Source organism: Pseudoduganella buxea, from assembly GCF_009720835.1.
In the GTDB taxonomy this organism is placed as follows: Bacteria; Pseudomonadota; Gammaproteobacteria; order Burkholderiales; family Burkholderiaceae_D; genus Rugamonas; species Rugamonas buxea.
On the sequence record NZ_WNKZ01000039.1, the window covers coordinates 35,144 to 53,756 of the forward strand.

The 18,613-nt window shown below is 65.7% G+C and carries 13 protein-coding genes; 6 read left to right on the forward strand and 7 right to left on the reverse strand.

Going from position 1 to position 18,613, the window contains the following annotated elements:
• Positions 1–16 precede the first annotated feature (16 nt).
• The gene (locus GM672_RS14640; protein ID WP_155471271.1) at positions 17–1,753 is read right to left on the reverse strand and encodes a methyl-accepting chemotaxis protein; all 1,737 of its coding nucleotides are present in this window, start codon (positions 1,751–1,753) and stop codon (positions 17–19) included.
• 211 nt (positions 1,754–1,964) lie between these two features.
• Positions 1,965–3,587 carry a POT-type proton-dependent oligopeptide transporter gene (locus tag GM672_RS14645; RefSeq protein ID WP_155471272.1) on the reverse strand — a complete coding sequence of 541 codons (1,623 nt, stop codon included), beginning with the start codon at positions 3,585–3,587 and terminating at the stop codon, positions 1,965–1,967.
• Positions 3,588–3,909: 322 nt separating this feature from the next.
• Here GM672_RS14645 and GM672_RS14650 point away from each other — a divergent pair, with 322 nt between their 5' ends.
• The 4 genes from GM672_RS14650 (at position 3,910) to GM672_RS14665 (ending at position 9,725) form a co-directional block, all read left to right on the forward strand.
• Entirely contained in the window at positions 3,910–5,529 is a 1,620-nt protein-coding gene (locus GM672_RS14650; protein ID WP_155471273.1) for an alpha-glucosidase family protein, read from the forward strand.
• 107 nt (positions 5,530–5,636) lie between these two features.
• Positions 5,637–7,505 (forward strand): glucokinase, encoded by a 1,869-nt coding sequence (locus tag GM672_RS14655; RefSeq protein ID WP_155471274.1) that lies wholly within the window; start codon positions 5,637–5,639, stop codon positions 7,503–7,505.
• A 321-nt stretch (positions 7,506–7,826) separates the two neighbouring features.
• Positions 7,827–8,366: a PadR family transcriptional regulator gene (locus tag GM672_RS14660; protein WP_229417742.1), complete on the forward strand. Its 540-nt coding sequence runs from the start codon at positions 7,827–7,829 to the stop codon at positions 8,364–8,366.
• A 108-nt stretch (positions 8,367–8,474) separates the two neighbouring features.
• Complete coding sequence (locus GM672_RS14665; protein WP_155471275.1) at positions 8,475–9,725, forward strand: MFS transporter; 1,251 nt, start codon at positions 8,475–8,477, stop codon at positions 9,723–9,725.
• Here GM672_RS14665 and GM672_RS14670 read toward each other — a convergent pair.
• The 3 genes from GM672_RS14670 to GM672_RS14680 form a co-directional block, all read right to left on the reverse strand.
• Positions 9,709–10,350 (reverse strand): hypothetical protein, encoded by a 642-nt coding sequence (locus GM672_RS14670; RefSeq protein ID WP_155471276.1) that lies wholly within the window; start codon positions 10,348–10,350, stop codon positions 9,709–9,711. The genes GM672_RS14665 and GM672_RS14670 overlap by 17 nt on opposite strands.
• A 26-nt stretch (positions 10,351–10,376) precedes the next feature.
• Entirely contained in the window at positions 10,377–10,874 is a 498-nt protein-coding gene (locus GM672_RS14675) for a hypothetical protein (protein WP_155471277.1), read from the reverse strand.
• Between the two features lie 94 nt (positions 10,875–10,968).
• Entirely contained in the window at positions 10,969–12,756 is a 1,788-nt protein-coding gene (locus tag GM672_RS14680) for a thiamine pyrophosphate-requiring protein (protein ID WP_155471278.1), read from the reverse strand.
• Between the two features lie 258 nt (positions 12,757–13,014).
• On the opposite strand from GM672_RS14680, the gene GM672_RS14685 reads away from it, so the two are divergent.
• A complete protein-coding gene (locus GM672_RS14685; RefSeq protein ID WP_155471279.1) occupies positions 13,015–13,194 on the forward strand; it encodes a glycine zipper domain-containing protein in 180 nt (59 codons plus the stop codon).
• A 180-nt stretch (positions 13,195–13,374) separates the two neighbouring features.
• On the opposite strand, the gene groL is transcribed toward GM672_RS14685, so the two are convergent.
• Positions 13,375–15,021, reverse strand: a complete 1,647-nt coding sequence (gene groL, locus GM672_RS14690) for a chaperonin GroEL (RefSeq protein ID WP_155471280.1) — start codon at positions 15,019–15,021, stop codon at positions 13,375–13,377.
• Between the two features lie 35 nt (positions 15,022–15,056).
• A complete protein-coding gene (groES, locus tag GM672_RS14695; RefSeq protein ID WP_155471281.1) occupies positions 15,057–15,347 on the reverse strand; it encodes a co-chaperone GroES in 291 nt (96 codons plus the stop codon).
• A gap of 312 nt (positions 15,348–15,659) precedes the next feature.
• Here groES and GM672_RS14700 point away from each other — a divergent pair.
• A partial coding sequence (locus tag GM672_RS14700) for a PKD domain-containing protein (RefSeq protein ID WP_155471282.1) occupies positions 15,660–18,613 on the forward strand: 2,954 nt, incomplete at its 3' end.

Consider the following 18,613-nt stretch of genomic DNA (forward strand, 5'->3'; position numbering starts at 1 on the left):
TACAGGTGCGCTGGGATCAGAATTCTTCCCACTCGCCTTCGCCACCGGCGGCAACGGCCGTGCGTGTCGGCTTCGCGGCCGGATGCGCCGGTGCGGCCGCCGGGCGTGGCACGCTGGCCAGGGCAGGGGCTTTCTTTGCCGGTGCGGCCGCGGTGCGCCGCGGCGCCGGTTTCGCCACCGCCACGGCGGCGCCGCGCGCCACGGTGAAGGTGCCGACCAGTTCGGCCAGCCTGGCGGCCTGCTCCTGCATCGATTCGGAAGCGGCGCTGGCTTCTTCCACCAGCGCGGCGTTCTGCTGGGTGACCTGGTCCATCTGCGTGATGGCCTGGTTGACCTGGTCGATGCCGCTGCTCTGCTCGCGGCTGGCGGCCGAGATCTCGCTCATGATGTCGGTGACGCGTTGCACGCTGCCGACGATTTCCTCCATCGTCGCGCCGGCCTGGCCGACCAGCTGCGAACCGACGTCCACCTTCTCGACCGAGTCGTCGATCAGGGTCTTGATTTCCTTGGCGGCGGCACCGGCGCGGTGGGCCAGGTTGCGCACTTCGCCCGCCACGACGGCGAAGCCGCGTCCCTGTTCGCCGGCCCGCGCCGCCTCGACTGCCGCGTTCAGCGCCAGGATATTGGTCTGGAAGGCGATGCCGTCGATGACGGAAATGATGTCGACGATCTTCCTGGCCGACTCGTTGATGGCACCCATCGTGTCGACCACCTGGGCCACCACCTGGCCACCCTTGGCCGCCACGCTCGAGGCGGAAGCGGCCATGGCGCTGGCCTGCTGCGCATTGTCGGCGTTCTGCCGCACGGTCGACGTCAGCTCTTCCATCGACGACGCGGTTTCTTCCAGCGAGCTGGCCTGTTCTTCCGTGCGCGAGGACAGGTCGGCATTGCCGGCCGAGATCTGGCCCGACGCCGTGGCGATGGTATCGGTACCGCTGCGCACTTCGGTGACGATGGCGGCCAGGCGGTCGCGCATGTGGCGCATCGCGTACATCATGCTGGACTGGTCGCCGGCGCGCAGCGGCACGTCCACCGTCAGGTCGCCGTCGGCGATCCGGGCGGCAATCGTCGCCGCTTCGTTCGGTTCACCGCCCAGCTGGGCCAGCAGGCCACGGGTAATCATCATGGCCGACCCGATGCCGATGGCCAGCGCGATAACGCTCAGGGTCAGCATCAGCGTGGTGGCGCTGGCGTAGGCATCGGCGGCTTGCTGGGCCGCGTTGGCGTTGAGTTTGTTCTCGAAGGCGATCAGTTCGTTCAGCGCCGCCAGCCATTCTTGCTGCACCGGCCGCACTGTCTGGATCAGGTAATCGGTTGCCTGCTCGGCCTGACCGGCCAGGCCCAGTTCGGCGGACTTCGCCATGAGCGGCATGGCACGGGCCTCGATGTCCTTCAGCCGGGCTGCAAAGGCTTTCTCCTCCGCCGTCGTGTCAGGCTGCTCGAAGGTCTTCAACAGCTTGGCGAAGGCTTCGTCGTGCAGGGCATTCTGCTTCGTCACGCGCTCCGCTTCGGGGCGCATCTGCTGTTCGGTGGAGAACAGGATCAGGTTACGCAGGGCGACCATGCGGTCCATCACGGTATCCTGCATGGTGGCGATCAGCAGGATCTGCTGGTTGTTGACTTCCGTGATGTTGCGCGTGCGATCGTTCATCTCGCGCATTTTCAGCAGGCCCGTGCCGACGATGACGAGCATCAGGCAAAGGACGAGCGCATAGCCGATGGCCAGCCGCGTACCGACTTTCAGGTTTTTCATTGGTGGGTATCCGAGGACGCAGGATTGTACGGGACCGCGACCAGGTGGTCGGGCCGGCAAGTGGCTGCGCGAGGATTGGGCACGGCCGGCTTCACAGGAGAAGCGGGTCAATTATAGGACAGGTGCCGTTTGGAAAGTACGTGACTGTTGCTTGTGCGCATCAAAAAGTTGACAGTTGCGCCCCGGCGCGTCGCCGGGGCGGCATGACAGGTCAGGACTTGGCGCCCTGCGGCAAGGTGCCGTAGCTGCTGGCATCCGTGCCGCTGCGGTAGTTGTCGACCATCTTGTAGCGCCGCGCGTACAGGGCGAAGACGAGGGCCGTCAGCAGGGCAAAGCCGGCGAAGAAGAACATCTGGAAAGCGATGCTCGACAGGCCGCTGCTGGCGATATGGCCCATCACCGCCTCATTCTTGACGCTGGAATTGACGATCAGTACCCACAGGTTGCCGACCGTGACAGCCAGGGTCCAGAAGCTCATGATGGAGCCCTTCATCGATTGCGGCGCCTGGCTGTAGGCGAACTCCAGGCCCGTGGCCGACACCAGCACCTCGGCCATCGTCAGCAGTGCATACGGGGCCAGTTGCCACAGGATCGACATCGGCGTGCCGCCATCCATCGACACCTGGATCCAGCCGATCACCAGCCATGCCGCGCCGGACAGGGCGATGCCGGCCGTCATGCGGCGCAGGGCCGTGGGCTCGATGCCGATGGCGCGCAGCAGGGGGAAGACGGCGACGTTATTGAACGGGATCAGGAGCATCACCAGCAGCGGGTTCAAGGCCTGCATCTGCGCCGGCAGCACCTGGAACTCCCAGCCGAACAGGTCCAGCACGGGGCTCGTCATCGCATTGGCCTGCACGATCCACGTGGATGCCTTCTGGTCGAACAGGGACCAGAACGGCGTCACCAGCGCGAACACGATCAGGATGCGCAGCACGGCGCGCACGCCTTCCACGGCCTCGTCGGGATGGTGGCCCCGGGCCCGTTCCAGCTGCATGCCGGTACCGATGCCGCCGAAGGCCAGCAGCAGCACCAGGGCCGTACAGGCACTGATGACGAAGCCCCAGGAGAACGACATCGCCAGCGCGGCGACGGCACCGACCACGCCGAGGACGGCCACCACCAGGCCGGGACGGCCCTGGCCAGGCTTGCGGGCCAGCAGGGCAGTGCGCGCCACGCGGGTCAGCGAATCCGGGCTCGGAGGCGCCGGCGGCACGTGCACGTATTTCTTATTGCCGAGCCAGAAAATCAGTAAGGCCAGCGCCATCAGCAGGCCCGGAATGCCGAAGGCCACGGACGGGCCGTAGTTCTTCAGGAACAGCGGCATCAGGAGCGAAGCGAAGAAGGAGCCGAAGTTGATGCTCCAGTAGAAGGCGTCGTAGACCACCTTGGCGCGGTTCTTGTTGGTCTGGTCGAACTGGTCGCCGACGAAGGCCGACACCAGCGGCTTGATGCCGCCGGCCCCCAGCGCGATCAGGAAGAGGCCGAAATAGAAGCCCGTCAGGTTGTCCTCGAAAATGGCCAGGCAGGCGTGGCCCGCCACGTAGACGAGGCTGAGCCAGAAGATGGTGTTGTACTTGCCGAAGAAGCGGTCGGCCAGGAAGCCGCCCAGCAGGGGAAAGAAGTAGACGCCGATGACGAAGGTGTGGAACACGTGCTTGGCTTCGCTGGTGCGGTCCGCCAGCGGCACGAACAGCAGCAGGGTGCTGATCAGGAAGGGCGTCAGGATATTGCGCATGCCATAGAACGAGAAGCGCTCGGCCGCCTCGTTGGCGATGATGAACGGGATCTGCCGCGGTAGCGGCCCGTTGCCCTGGGTTTGGTCCAATGCCATGTATGTCCCCGAAAAAGTAGGACGGCACGTCCAGGCGGGGATCGCCCGCCGGCGCCGCGCCGTGGATGAGAATTATGTGGGACGGATGCTAGGGGAACGGGCCCCGTCTGGCAACAGCGAAATGTGGCACTGGCGGACGGCGGAAAGGGCAGAAATCTGTAGTTTGACTACTACAATGAAAGACGAATATTTGTGTAACTTGGTATAACTGTCTGTTTCTATTGAATATTTTTAAGACTACAGGCAGCCTTCAATCCGTTGAGATTTTCATACGCATGCTGTATATTCTCTACAAATCCCCTCCAAACCAACCGGAAACGTCATGAGCACAGCATTGTCCCCGACCTGGTGGCAGGAAGCCATCATCTATCAGGTGTACCCGCGCAGCTATCTCGACACGAATGGCGACGGCGTCGGCGACCTCAATGGCATCACCGACCGCCTCGACTACATCGCCCGGCTGGGCGTGGACATCGTCTGGATTTCGCCCTTCTTCAAGTCGCCGATGAAGGACTTCGGCTACGACATCGCCGACTACTGCGACGTCGATCCCCTGTTCGGTACCTTGGCCGACTTCGACCGGCTGATCGCCAAGGCGCACAGCGTGGGCGTGAAGATCATGATCGACCAGGTCATGTCGCACTGCTCGGAGCAGCACCCGTGGTTCGTCGAGAGCCGCAAGAGCCGCGACAATCCGAAGGCCGACTGGTTCGTCTGGGCCGACCCGCTGCCGGACGGGAACCCGCCGAACAACTGGCTGTCCATCTTCGGCGGCCCCGCCTGGCAATGGGATGCGCGGCGCAAGCAGTACTACATGCACAACTTCCTCACCAGCCAGCCGGACCTGAACTTCCATAATCCGCAAGTGCAGCAGGCCATGCTGGACAGCCTGCGCTTCTGGCTGGCGCGCGGTGTCGACGGTGTGCGCCTCGATGCGGTGACGTTCCACTTCCACGACCAGGCCCTGCGCAGCAATCCGCCCGCCACGGTGCGCGACACGTCCACCGTGACGGACGTGAACCCGTATGGCTACCAGGCCCACGTCTACGACAAGTGCCGTCCCGAGAACGTGCCCTTCCTTCAGCGCGTGCGCAAGGTGCTGGACGAATTCGGTGCCGTCTCGATCGGCGAAGTGGGGGCGGACGACGCCCTGGCCTTCATGGCCGAATACACGGCCGGTGGCGACAAGCTGCACATGGCCTACAGCTTCAACCTGCTGACGGAGGACCATTCGGCGAAACACATCCGCACCCAGGTCGAGGACTTCAAGCGCCGCGTCAAGGATGGCTGGGCCTCCTGGTCGGTCGGCAACCACGACGTTCCCCGCGTGGCCACGCGCTGGGGCGCCGGCAAGGACCCGGCGGCATTCGGCAAGCTGGCGCTGGCGATGCAGCTGTCCCTGCGCGGCACGCCCTGCCTGTACCAGGGCGACGAGCTGGCCTTCACGGAAGCGGACGTGCCGTATGAACTGATCCAGGACCCGTACGGCATCACTTTCTGGCCAGAGTTCAAGGGCCGCGACGGCTGCCGCACGCCGATCGCCTGGACGGACGATGCCAACGGCGGCTTCACCAGCGGCACGCCATGGCTGCCGGTGGCGCCCGAGCATATCGCGGCCGCCGCGTCGGTCCAGGAAGCGGACCCGGAGTCGCCGCTGAACTTCGCCCGCCGCCTGATCGCGTGGCGGCGCACGATGCCGCAGCTGACGCGCGGCGACATCGAATTCCTCGATGCGCCCGAGCCGGTGCTGGCGTTCCGGCGCGACCTGCCGGGCCAGCGCGGCGTGCTGTGCGTATTCAACCTGGGTGGCGACACGGTGCGCTTCACCTTGCCCCAGGCACGGGGCGCGGAGCCCCTGCCGCAGGCAGGCTTGCCCGGCACGGTGGAAGAGGGTGAAGTGACCCTGCCACCATGCGGGGGCTGGTTCGGCTACGCCGCCTAAGGCCACCGGGCCCGGATTCTTCCGGGCCCGTTCTTTTTTGTGCGGGCCATTTCGGGTATGCTGCGACCCTTCGCTGCCGACGAATTTTCACCAGAATAGACGAGACGATGAAACAACTGGAAGTTGACCAAAAACTGAGCCGCACCGCCTTTGCCGACGGCCCCCGGCTGCTGGCCGATATCGGCGCCACGCACGCGCGCTTCGCGCTGCAGACGGGCCCCGGCGAATACCAGGCCGTGCGCGTGCTCCAGTGCGACGACTTCACCGGCATCGTCCCGCTGCTGCGCAGCTACCTGGCCGACCATCCGGACATCAACCTCAATCACGGCGCGCTGGCGCTGGCCAACCCGGTGCATGGCGACTACATCCGCATGACCAACCGGGACTGGCAGTTCTCCACCGACGAAGTGCGGCGCGAACTGGGCCTGCACACCTTGCTGGTGGTGAACGACTTCACGGCGCTGGCCATGGCCATCCCCACGTTCAAGCCTTCCGACCTGATGCAGGTGGGCGGCGGCACGCCGGCGGCCAACTCCGTCATCGGCGTGCTGGGGCCGGGCACGGGCCTGGGCTGCTCGGGCGTCATTCCCACCGTCGACGGTTTCGTCACCCTCGGTTCCGAAGGGGGCCACAACAACTTCGCGCCGGCCGACGAACGCGAATACGCCATCCTGCAATACGCGTGGCAGACCTGGCCGCACGTGTCGAACGAGCGCCTCATTTCCGGCCCCGGCATGGAAATCATCTACCGGGCCATCGCGCGCCGCAACGGCCGCCAGGTGCGCGACCTGACCTCGCAGCAGATCATCGCCGGGGCCCTGAAGGACAAGGAGCCCCTGTGCGTGGAAGTGCTGGAATGCTTCTGCGCGATGCTGGGCGGCGCGGCGGCCAACCTGGCCGTCACCCTGGGCTCGTTCGGCGGCATCTTCATCGGCGGCGGCATCGTGCCGCGCATGGGCGAGTGGTTCCGCGATTCGCCGTTCCGCACGCGCTTCGAAGCGAAGGGCCGCTTCTCGTCCTACCTGGCCGAGATTCCGACGTACGTCATCACGACGCCCAATCCCGCCTTCTACGGCGTGGCGACGATCCTGTCGGAACACCTGCGCGGGCGCAGCGGCGCCAACACCCTGATGGAGCGCGTGCAGCACCTGCACCATGAACTGACGCCGGCCGAACAGCGCGTGGCGCAGCTGGTACTGGAACAGCCGCGCCTCGTGCTGAACGAGCCGATCGCCGATATCGCGCGGCTGGCCGAAGTGTCGCAGCCGACCGTGATCCGCTTCTGCCGCTCGCTCGGTTTCCTCGGCCTGGCCGACTTCAAGCTGAAATTTGCCAGCAGCTTGACGGGCGCGATCCCCGTGCGCCACAGCCAGGTGCGGGTCAGCGACAGCACGCACGACCTGTCGGCGAAGGTGATCGACAACACTGTGTCGGCCATCCTGAAGTTCCGCGACCAGCTCGACGTGCGCTCGCTCGATCGCGCCATCGCCCTCGTATCGAAGGCGAAGAAGGTGGAGTTCTACGCGATGGGCAATTCGCGCGTGGTGGGCCTGGACGGCCAGCACAAGTTCTTCCGTTTCCGTATTCCGACGGCGTCGTATGGCGACTCGCACCTGCTGTCGCTGGCGGCAGAGCTGCTGCAGCCAGGCGACGTCGTCATCGCCATTTCCAATTCCGGCAAGCTGCCGGAGCTGCTCGAAGCGGTGGACACGGCGCGCGCGGCAGGGGCGGACGTCATCGCCATCACCACCAGCCAGTCGCCGCTGGCAAAGAAGGCCAGCGTGTGCCTGGCAGTCGACCACAGCGAGGACAGCACCACCTTCCTGTCGATGATCTCGCGCATCCTGCAACTGCTGCTGATCGACATCCTCACCGTCGGCATCTCCCTGGACGAATCGAACAAGGCGCTGGTGCTGGAGCGCAAGGGCTCCGCGCCGGACCGGGCGCGCATGCTGATCTCGCACCTGGACAGCTGAACGTCTCGATGGACGATAAAAAACGCCGGGCCGCGCAAGCGCCCCGGCGTTTTTGTTTGGACCGGCGTATCAGTAACGGCGCGTCGGACCCGTGGGCGCGCGCTGCTGCATGCGTGCCTGTACTTTTTTCCAGATAAAGCCGGCGATGGCCATCATGATCATTTTTCGCATAAGTCCCTCTTGTCGATGAAACCATTCTGCGCCACCCGTCGCCGCGCGACTGTGCGCAAGGCCACCTTGGGGTGCCGAAAAAAACTGTTGCGTCCGCCAGCAAAAGGTTTAAGATATATCGAATGAAAGATATATCTTAAGGAGTTCATTATGTTCCACATGTTCCGCAAACACGGTCCCCGCATGATCGACCATCACCACCACCATCCGCACCGGGGCGGCGGCGGGCGCGGTCCGCGCATGTTCGATTCGGGCGCAATGCGCTATGTCGTGCTGCAGCTGATCGCCGAAAAGCCCCGCCATGGCTACGATATCATCAAAGAGCTGGAAACGCGCATCGGCGGCGGCTACGCGCCCAGCCCGGGCGCCATCTATCCGCTGATGGCGATGCTGCACGATATGGGCCACGTCTCCGTCAGCCTGGACGGCAACAAGAAGCTGCACTCGATCACGCCGGAAGGCCAGGTCTTCCTGGACGAGAACCGCGCCATGGTCGATGCCGTGATGGCACGCCTGGCCGGCCAGGGCAGGGAGGGTGAACGGGGCGGCGACGACCTGCGCGCCGTCATGCACCAGCTTAAGGAAACCGTGGTGTTGCGCGCCCGCGACCCGGCCGCTCCCGCCACTCGCCGCGAGCAGATCGCCGCCATCCTGCGGCGCGCCGGGGCCGAGATCGCCGCGCTGGATTAATCCTCGAAAACCGGTGTCAGACGCGAAAACGGGTGTCTGACCGCTGCGCCGGACCGACCGAATTGGTGCAAACTGCTGCGGCCAACTCCGCGTTTTGAAAAGAAAAACATGACCACCACATTTCCCCTGACCGACACGCGCGAGCGTGTGATTCTCTGGCTGTTGGCATTGATCCAGTTCACCGTCATCATGGACTTCATGGTGATGATGCCGCTGTCGCCCCAGCTGATGCGCTCGTTCGACATCAGCGCCGCGCAGTTTTCCGGTGCCGTCTCCGCGTATGCGTGGTGCGCCGGGCTTTCCGGCCTGCTGGCCGCCACCTATATCGACCGCTTCGAACGCAAGCGCCTGCTGCTGACGGTGTTCATGCTGTTCAACCTGTCCAACCTGGCGTGCGCGCTGGCGCCCAGCTTCCACGTGCTGGTGCTGTCGCGCGCCTTTGCCGGCCTGACGGGCGGCGTGCTGGGCGCAATCGGCCTGGCCATCATCGGCGACCTGGTGCCGCCGCAGCGGCGCGGGGCGGCCACCGGCATCGTCATGACCTCGTTCAGCATGGCGGCGATTGCCGGCGTGCCGCTGGGCGTAGGGCTGGCGGCGCGCTTCGGCTGGCAGTCGCCGTTCTACCTGCTGGTGGGCTTCTCGCTGGCGATCTGGCTGCTGGCGGCCTTCGTGCTGCCCGTGCTGACGGCGCACCTGGCCCAGCGCACGCCGCTGTCGAGCGTGCTGCCGGACCTGATCGGCCTGTTCCGCGTGCCGGGCCACCTGCGTGCCTTCCTGTTGAGCTTCGTGACGATCCTGTCCGGCATGCTCGTGATCCCCTTCATCTCGCCCGTGCTGGTGGGGAATCTGGGCCTGCAGCCGGCCGACATCACGTGGATCTACCTGGCCGGCGGCTGTGCCACCTTCTTCACGTCGCGCCGGATCGGGGCCTGGGCCGACCGCGCCGGCAAGGTGCGTGTCTTTCGCGCGATGGCCGTCGCTTCGGTGGCGGCCATCCTCGGCATCACGCACCTGCCGCAGCTGCCCCTGCTGGCAATGGTCGCGCTGTTCCCGTTCTTCATGGTGGCGATGTCCGGCCGCACGGTGCCGATGCAGGCCCTGATGACGACCGTGCCGGACCCGCGCGTGCGCGGTGCCTTCCTCAGCGCGAATGCTGCCGTGCAGCAGATCGGCACGGGACTGGGCGCGCTGCTGGGGGGCTTGTGGCTGCACACCGACACGGCCGGCCATATCTCGGGATATGGCATCAATGGCTGGGTGGGCGCCGCCATTACGCTGTTCTCGTGGTGGTGGGTGGGCCGGGTGCAGCCGGCAGCGACGGTGGCCGCGGCCACCGCCCCCCTCAAGTCCCCTGCCTGACGACCAGGTCCAGCAGGCGCTGCGCCTGCTGCAGCACGGGGCCGGACAGCTGGTCCCGTGCGATCTCGCTGAACGTGCCTTCGCGCACGTGCGGACCGTCGGCAGCCAGCAGGGTCAAACGCAGGTTGCCCAGCACGGGCGGCGCCGCGCGGCCCTTGACGGCGCCCTTGACGGCCAGCGGAATGGCCGTGTGCACGAGGCGCTTGCCCTGCTCGGCCACTTCGGCCGGCGCGCCTTCGAACACGGCCACGCGGCCCGTGTGGTTGATGTAGCGTACGCTGCCGTCGGCATAGGCGGCCAGCGCGTCCAGGCCTTCCTCCAGGGGCACTTCCACGACGATGCCCAGCAGCTCGCGCGAGGCGACCGGCTGGCCGGCGGAGCGCAGCCAGTGCCACGCCAGCAGCCGCACCCGGCTTTCCTCGGCCGGGTCCTCGCCGATGGTCTGCACCACGCGGGCATCGGGGGCGGCGCCGAACAGCGAGGCCTGCACGGGCGTGGCCTTGACCAGGTCCGGGTCGTCGCAGAACAGCAGCTGGTAGACGAGGTTCAGCTCATCCTGTTTGTAGGGCTTTGCCGAGGCGGCGTTTTTCCTGGCGCCGAACACGGCGAATAATTTTTTGAACATGGCTTGACGATACGGTGTGGGTCGGCTCAGCGGGCGGCGGTGCGCTGCAGGGGGCGCTGGTCGCGGCGCCAGCGCTCGAGCGTCAGCAGCTCGTCCGAAGCATCGTCCTGCACGAGGATTTCGCCGTCGGCCGGTGCGACCAGGAAGCCCTGCCACGTGACGGCCGCCTGCGGCGCGTTCTCGACGAAGCTGAGCTGGAAAAAGGATTTGCCGTTGACGAGGCGGGGCGCGGGATCCGTCTCGATGACGGCGCCGCGCACGGTGCCCTGCGAGTTCTTCTCGATCGCGGCGGCCCAGGCCTTCAGCTCGGGCAGGGCCATCAGCTGTTGGACGGCCTGGTCGCGGCTCAGGCGCACCTGGGCTTGCGGTGACGGCAGGGCCGACGGTGCCGGTGCCGATGCCGGCGCCGGCGTCCGGCCGGCAGTGCCGATATGGCCGGGATAGAACCAGGCCACCCCCAGCCCTGCTGCCAGCAGGCCGGCCAGCGTGCCGGCAATGGCGGGAAGGCGGGAGGGCTTGCTCATCGGGACTTGCTTTCACTTGGATGCGGGAGCGCCCATACTAAACCAAAGGGCTGCCAGCAGCAATTGGGCGGCCGCGTTCCAGCCCGCGCCCGGCCTATTTCTTCGGCGGGAACCAGCCCTCCCACGTCTCCTTGATGCTGGCCTTGACGATGGCCAGCGCGTCCGGATCGCCCTTGAGCAGCGCGGCGAAGTAAGCCTTGGCCTGCTTGGGCGACACGTCCGGCGGCAGCGGTGGCACGTTCGGGTCCGTCACCATCTCCAGCACGCAGGGCCGGTCCGACGCGAAGGCCGCTTCCCAGCCGGCCGCCACGCCGTCGGCGCTGTCGATGCGGATGCCTTTCAGGCCGATCAGCTCCGCATAGGCCGCGTACGGAAAATCGGGCATCGTCTGCGCCGGCTCGTACTTCGGCGAGCCGCCCATGGCCCGTTCTTCCCACGTGACGAGGTTCAGGTCCTGGTTGTTCAGCACCATGACGACCAGCTTGCCCGGCCCCCACTGGCGCCAGTACTTGGCGATGGTGATCAGGCCATTGATGCCGTTCATCTGCATGGCGCCGTCGCCCACCAGGGCCACCACGGGCCGCTCGGGCAGGGCGAAGCGGGCCGCGATGGCATACGGGATCGCGCAGCCCATCGTCGACAGGCCGCCCGACACGGTGGTCATCATCCCGCGCCGCATCTTCAGGTCGCGCGCGGACCAGTTGGCCACCGAGCCGGAATCGACGGCGACGATGCAGTTGTCCGGCAGGCGCGGCGACAGCTCCCAGAACACACGCTGCGGGTTGATCGGATCGGCCTCGTTCATGGCCCGGCCTTCCAGCACGCGCCACCAGCGCTCGACGCCTTCGTGAATCTGCTGCTGCCAGGCGCGGTCCGCCTTGCGCTCGAGCAGCGGGATCAGCGCGCGCAGGGTGGCCTTGGCGTCGCCGATCAGGTTGAACTCCATCGGGTAGCGCACGCTGGCGCGGCGCGCGTCGATGTCGATCTGCACGCCGCGTGCCTGGCCCTCCTTTGGCAGGTATTCGCTGTAAGGGAAGTTCGAGCCCACCATCAGCAAGGTGTCGCAGTCGTTCATCATGTCGTGGCTGGGCTTCGTGCCCAACAGGCCGATCGAGCCCGTGACGAAGGGCAGGTCGTCCGGCACGGCCGCCTTGCCCAGCAGGGCCTTGGCCACGCCCGCGCCCAGCAGCTCGGCGATCTCGATCAGTTCATCGGTGGCGTGCAGCGCGCCGGCGCCGGCCAGGATCGCCACCTTCTTGCCTTCGTTGAGGATGCGCGCGGCCTGCTGCAGCGCCTCCGGCGGCGGCACGTGGCTGCGCGTCAGGGTGCCGATGCCGGTGTGGACGGTGCCATGCTCGCGTGGCGGCGTCGGTACCGCATCGAGTTCCTGCACGTCGTTCGGGAAGATGATGCATGTGACGGTGCGCTCTTCCTTGGCGATGCGGAAGGCGCGGTCGATCAGGTGCCGGACCTGGGCCGCATCGGTGGCCATGTGGACATACTCGTGGGCGACGTCCTTGAACAGCGACACGAGGTCGACTTCCTGCTGGTAGTCGCCGCCGATGGAAGCGCGCTTCTGCTGGCCGACGATGGCCACCACGGGCTGGTGATCGAGCTTGGCGTCGTACAGGCCGTTGAGCAGGTGGATTGCGCCCGGCCCGGAGGTGGCCACGCAGACGCCCACTTCGCCGGTGAACTTGGCGTGGCCCGTGGCCATGAAGGCCGCCATTTCCTCGTGCCGCACCTGGACGAACTCGATATCTTCCTGGCGGCCGAACGCACCCATGATGCCGTTGATCCCGTCGCCCGGATAACCGAACACCCGGCGCACGCCCCACTCGTGCATGCGCTGCAGCAAAAAGTCACCCACGGTATCCGTCATCGTGCACTCTCGTCTTGGCAAAAGGGCATGATAGTCCGGCCGCGCCCGCCCTGGCGCACGGCTCCGGCAAACGGGGTACTGCTCGAAAACCGGTCGCTCCGCCGCAGCGGTCTGACGCCCGTTTCCCGGCAATTGTTGCGGTGCGGGATACGAATTTGAAAATGTTGTCAGCCAAGCACAGCGCCGTGAATATCTTGGCAAACGGGGCCAAAACAGGCGTATATTCAAATCACAACAAACTCAGAACGGAGACTTGGTATGGATATGGAACCAGACGATTTCATGGGCCGTTACGTAGGCGTGGGCATCAGCCTCGGGGCCGCGATCGGCTGTGCGATCGGTGTCGCCATGGACAATTTCGCCATGGGCATCGGCCTGGGTGTGGGGATCGGCAGCGCCCTCGGCGCCATCCTTGCCCGACGGCGGCAACACCACTAGAACGTTTCAGAAAGGCTGCTTCGGCGGCCTTTTTTGTTACCCGCGTTCCATACGTTCAAGTGTCTGACGTCGAGCGCGATGCAGGGGTCCGACACCGAATGCGGGGGGCGGGGCGAAAAAAAAGCTGCCCCCGGAGGAGCAGCTTTTGCTGTTGCTGGCCGCGAGGGCCGGCGACGGCTGTTACATCATGCCGTCCATGCCGCCCATGCCGCCCATGCCACCCATGCCGCCCATGCCGCCGGCTGGCTTGTCTTCGGTGATTTCGGCAACCATGCAGTCGGTCGTCAGCATCAGGCCGGCGATCGAGGCTGCGTTCTGCAGAGCCGAACGGGTGACCTTGGCTGGGTCCAGCACGCCCATTTCGACCATGTCGCCGTAGGTGCCGTTGGCGGCGTTGTAGCCGTAGTTGCCCGTACCTGCCAGGACCGCGTTGACGACGACGGATGCTTCTTCGCCGGCGTTTTGCACGATCATGCGCAGTGGCTCTTCCATCGCGCGCAGCACGATCTTGATGCCGGCGTCCTGGTCGGCGTTGTCGCCCTTGACGGTCAGGGCAGCGCGGGCACGCAGCAGGGCGACGCCGCCGCCTGGCACGATACCTTCTTCAACGGCTGCGCGGGTGGCGTGCAGCGCGTCTTCCACGCGGGCTTTCTTCTCTTTCATTTCGACTTCGGTGGCAGCGCCGACCTTGATCACGGCAACACCGCCGGCCAGCTTGGCCACGCGCTCTTGCAGTTTTTCACGGTCGTAGTCCGACGTCGCTTCTTCGATCTGCACGCGGATCTGCTTGACGCGGCCTTCAATGCCGGCAGCTTCGCCAGCGCCGTCGATGACGATGGTGTTCTCTTTGCCCACTTCGATGCGCTTGGCCTGGCCCAGTTCGGCCAGCGAGATTTTTTCCAGGGTCAGGCCGACTTCTTCCGCCACGACCTGGCCGCCCGTCAGGACAGCGATGTCTTCCAGCATGGCCTTGCGACGGTCGCCGAAGCCTGGAGCCTTGACGGCGCAGGTCTTCAGGATGCCGCGGATGTTGTTGACCACCAGGGTCGCCAGTGCTTCGCCTTCGATGTCTTCGGCGATGATCAGCAGCGGACGGCCGGCCTTGGCCACTTGCTCCAGGATCGGCAGCAGGTCGCGGATGTTCGAGATCTTCTTGTCGCACAGCAGAACGAACGGGTTCTCCAGCACGGCAACTTGCTTCTCTTGATTGTTGATGAAGTACGGCGACAGGTAGCCGCGGTCGAACTGCATGCCTTCCACGATGTCCAGCTCGTCGTTCAGCGACTTGCCGTCTTCGACGGTGATGACGCCTTCCTTGCCCACTTTTTCCATCGCTTCAGCGATGCGCTCGCCGATCGATGCGTCCGAGTTGGCCGAGATCGCGCCGACCTGGGCGATTTCTTTCGACGTCGTGCATGGCTTGGCGATGTTCTTCAGTTCTTCGACGGTGGCGGCGACGGCCTTGTCGATGCCGCGCTTCAGGTCCATCGGGTTCATGCCGGCGGCAACGAACTTCATGCCTTCGCGCACGATGGCTTGGGCCAGCACGGTCGCGGTGGTGGTGCCGTCACCGGCGTTGTCGGAGGTCTTGGAAGCGACTTCCTTGACCATCTGCGCGCCCATGTTCTGCAGCTTGTCCTTCAGTTCGATTTCCTTCGCGACCGAGACACCATCCTTGGTGACGGTCGGGGCGCCGAACGAGCGCTCCAGCACGACGTTGCGGCCTTTCGGGCCCAGGGTGACCTTGACCGCGTTGGCCAGGATGTTGATGCCTTCAACCATTTTGGCGCGCGCTGCGTCGCCGAAAATCACTTCTTTAGCTGCCATGTTTGTTTTCTCCTGAATTCTTTAAGGGTGCCAGATTACTTCTGGACGATCGCCATGATGTCTTCTTCGCGCATCACCAGCAGCTCGTCGCCGTCGACCTTGACGGCCTGGCCGGAGTATTTGCCGAACAGAACGCGGTCGCCGACCTTGACTTCCAGTGCGCGCAGGGTGCCGGTGTCCGACACTTTGCCGTTGCCGACTGCCAGCACTTCACCCTGATCCGGCTTTTCGGCGGCGGCATCAGGAATGATCAGGCCGGAAGCAGTCTTGGTTTCCTGGTCCAGACGTTTGACGATGACGCGATCGTGCAAAGGGCGAAGGTTCATACAAAACTCCTTATGTACAGTGAGGTTCAAAATTCGTTGTTAGCACTCTCGACTAACGAGTGCCAACAATTATAGGGACGCATACCCGCTATTTCAAGGGCTGTGAATTCACAAAAACCAACAGATTGCAATTTAATACAGACAATTTGTTGACTTATGTTTAACATCCGTCAGTTACTGCCCAGCGCAACGCTGCCGCAGTACCCACTCACGGAGACCATCATGCTTGGAAGAAAGTTTCAGCAGGTCGCAATCGTCGCAGTCAGTTCCCTTATCGGTTTTGCAACAATCAGCCCCGTTTTCGCCGCCGACGTGTTGCACCGTCCCGGCACCGTGGCGAGCAGGAGCGCGCCGTCCCGGCCTCTGGCGCTGGCCGCGCCCGTCATCGAGAATGGCCGCGAATGCACGGTCATCAATTTCGAAGGCGTCGGCAACCAGGCCGCCATTCCCGAGTTCGACGGCATCCAGTCGCCGGGCTGGCTGGGTATCATCGACCAGGATGCGGGCGGCACCGGCAACTTCGCCAACGAGCCGACGCCGCAGACCATCGCGTTCTGGCTGGGCGGCAACCCTGGCTCGCGCGACATCGTCATGACGAAAACGCCGGCTTCGCGGCTGGAGTTCTATTACGCGTCGGCAGTCGGCGTGACGATGCAGGCCCTGGACGACAAGGGCAATGTACTGGCCACGTCCACGGGCCCGGCCAACTACAACACCGCATCGGGTGACCCGAACGGCGACTACAACCGCTGGGACCCGCTGAAGGTCGAGACGGACGGCAACAAGATCAAGACCGTGCGCGTGACCGGCAACACCAACCAGACGGGCATCGACAACCTGAAGGTCTGCACCACCATCGGCGTGGAAGCGGCCGAGATGACGCAGGCGATCCAGCAGTTCCAGGAACTGAAGGACCTGAAGGCCAGCCTGGATGCGTCGCGCGAGCCGCCCGTGCCGCTGGTGGCGGGCAAGAGCGGCGTGCTGCGGCTGTACACGGCCAAGGTGACGGCGGTGACGGACGTGACGATCCGCCTGTCCGGCGCCGTCAGCCGCACCCTGACGATGCCCCTGCAGCCCAACTGCAGCGTGGAAGACCAGCGCCGCCAGAAAGGCGGCTGCCGTTCGTTCGATTTCTACCTGACCCCGCCCGAAGGGAACTGGGACATCAAGGCCGAAGTCGTCGACAGCAGCGGCAAGGTACTGGAAACGCATGACTTCCCGTTCAAGAGCCGCAAGACCGATACGCTCAGCCTGAAAGCGGTCAGCGTGTGCGATGCCAGGGACGCCGCCGGCGTCTGGCAGTGCGCGCCAGCGAGTGCGCTGGCCAGCCGGGTCAGCCTGCTGCGCAAGCTGGCGCCCACGCGCCAGGTCAGCGTGGAAGTGACGGGCAACGCGATTCGCCGCGCCACGGCCGGCTATACGAACGTCAACCTCTGGTGGATGGACTCGGCCAAGGATGCGAACGACCTGTTCGGCATCTTCGACTGGTTCGCCGGTGTCACGGGCGAGCACCGCACCTATTTCGGCATGGTCCGCACGGCCGTGCCGGGCGGGATCGGCGGCATCGCCCACGACCTGCCGTCGCACGCCGCGCTGGGCCGCACCAGCGCCATCCGCCTGGGCACGGAGACCGTCAATGAAATGGTGTCGCACGAAGTGGGTCATACCCTCGGCCTGCACCACACCAATACCCAGGCGCCCGGCATCACGGCCGCGCCGCCGGGCTGCTACAACCTGGCGGCCGATTCCGGCACCGACTGGCCCTTCGGCAGCAACACGATCCAGAGCATGACGCGGCCCGAAGTGGCCTTCGACGTGGCGGCCCACAAGCCGCTGCTGCCGGAAGCGACGTTCGAGATCATGAGCTACTGCGTACCCCGCTGGATTTCCCCGTTCAGCTACAAGAAGGCCTTGACGGCCCTGGGCGGCGGCAGCGTCACGTCGGCCGGCCGCCAGGCGCAGGTCGAACGCAGCACGGCGCAAGGGTCGTTCTGGACCATCTCCGGCGCTATCCGTGACGGCAGCGCCGTCGTCGATCCCGTGTTCGAAGAAACCACCGTCGGCCCCGTCGATGCCGGCAGCGGCACGCACCGTATCGAAGTGCAGGATGCAGCCGGCGCCGTGCTGTTCCTGCGCCAGTTCACGCCGTCGTCGGCCCACTCGGAATCGAGCGGTCCCGAAGCCTCCGGTCCGGCCGTGTTCTTCGAACTGATTCCCGTGCAGGCCGGCGCCGCCCGCGTGGTGGTCTTCAACCCGGCCGATGCCGCCATCGGCACCGTGACCTTCGGCGGCAGCGCGCCCGTGGTGCGGCTGCTCCAGCCGGCCGGTGGCGGCACCCTGGCGGGCCAGCAGGCCATCGGCTGGACGGTCACGGATGCCGACAGCACCACGCACACGGCCAAGGTGTTCTATGCGCCCGACGGCATCAACTGGCGCCAGCTGGCACGCCAGGCGCAGAGCGACACCGTGACGGTCGATTTCGACCAGCTGCCCGGCGCCGCGGGCACGGCCCGTATCAAGGTGGTGGTGTCCGATGGCGTCAACAGCGCCGCCGCCGTCTCCGAGCCGTTCACCGTGCCGCGCAAGGCCCTGCAGGATGTGCAGATTCTCGCGCCGCTCGCCAACGCGGCCTATCCGCGCGAGACCGAGGTGCAGTTCGAAGGCACGGCCTACGACGGCGACGACGGCATGCTCGACGGCGCCGCCGTGACGTGGCGCTCCAGCCTGGACGGTGTGCTCGGCAACGGCGCCTTCGTGTCCACCACCGCGCTGCGCCCCGGCACGCACGCCATCACGATGAGCGCCACCGACAGCGACGGCAACACGCGCGACGCGACGACGACGGTGCGCATCGCCGGCGCGGCGCCCCTGCTGACCCTGGCCGTAACGCCGCTCGACACCCTGCCGACCACCTGCACCGAAGCGAGCATCATTGTCGACGCGGGCGCCGGCGGTGTCGGCATCGACAAGGCCGAGTACAGCCTCGATGGCGGCGTGTCGTGGACCCAGGTGGCTGCCAACCGGCTGCCATACCGCTTCATCGTGCCGGGCAGCGGCTACATCCACCTGGTCGCGCGCGTGTTCGACCAGGCCGGTCAGCTGGCCGTGCGCGACGCCAAGTTCTTCGTCAACAGCGCCTGCGCCGTGGCGGGTCCTCCCCGCTTCGACGGCGTGCTGGGCGGGCAGGGCGCCGCCGGCACGGGTTCCATGCACGTCGACGTGGTGCTGCGCAACGGCGGCCAGGGCCCGGCCCGCGCCGCCCGGCT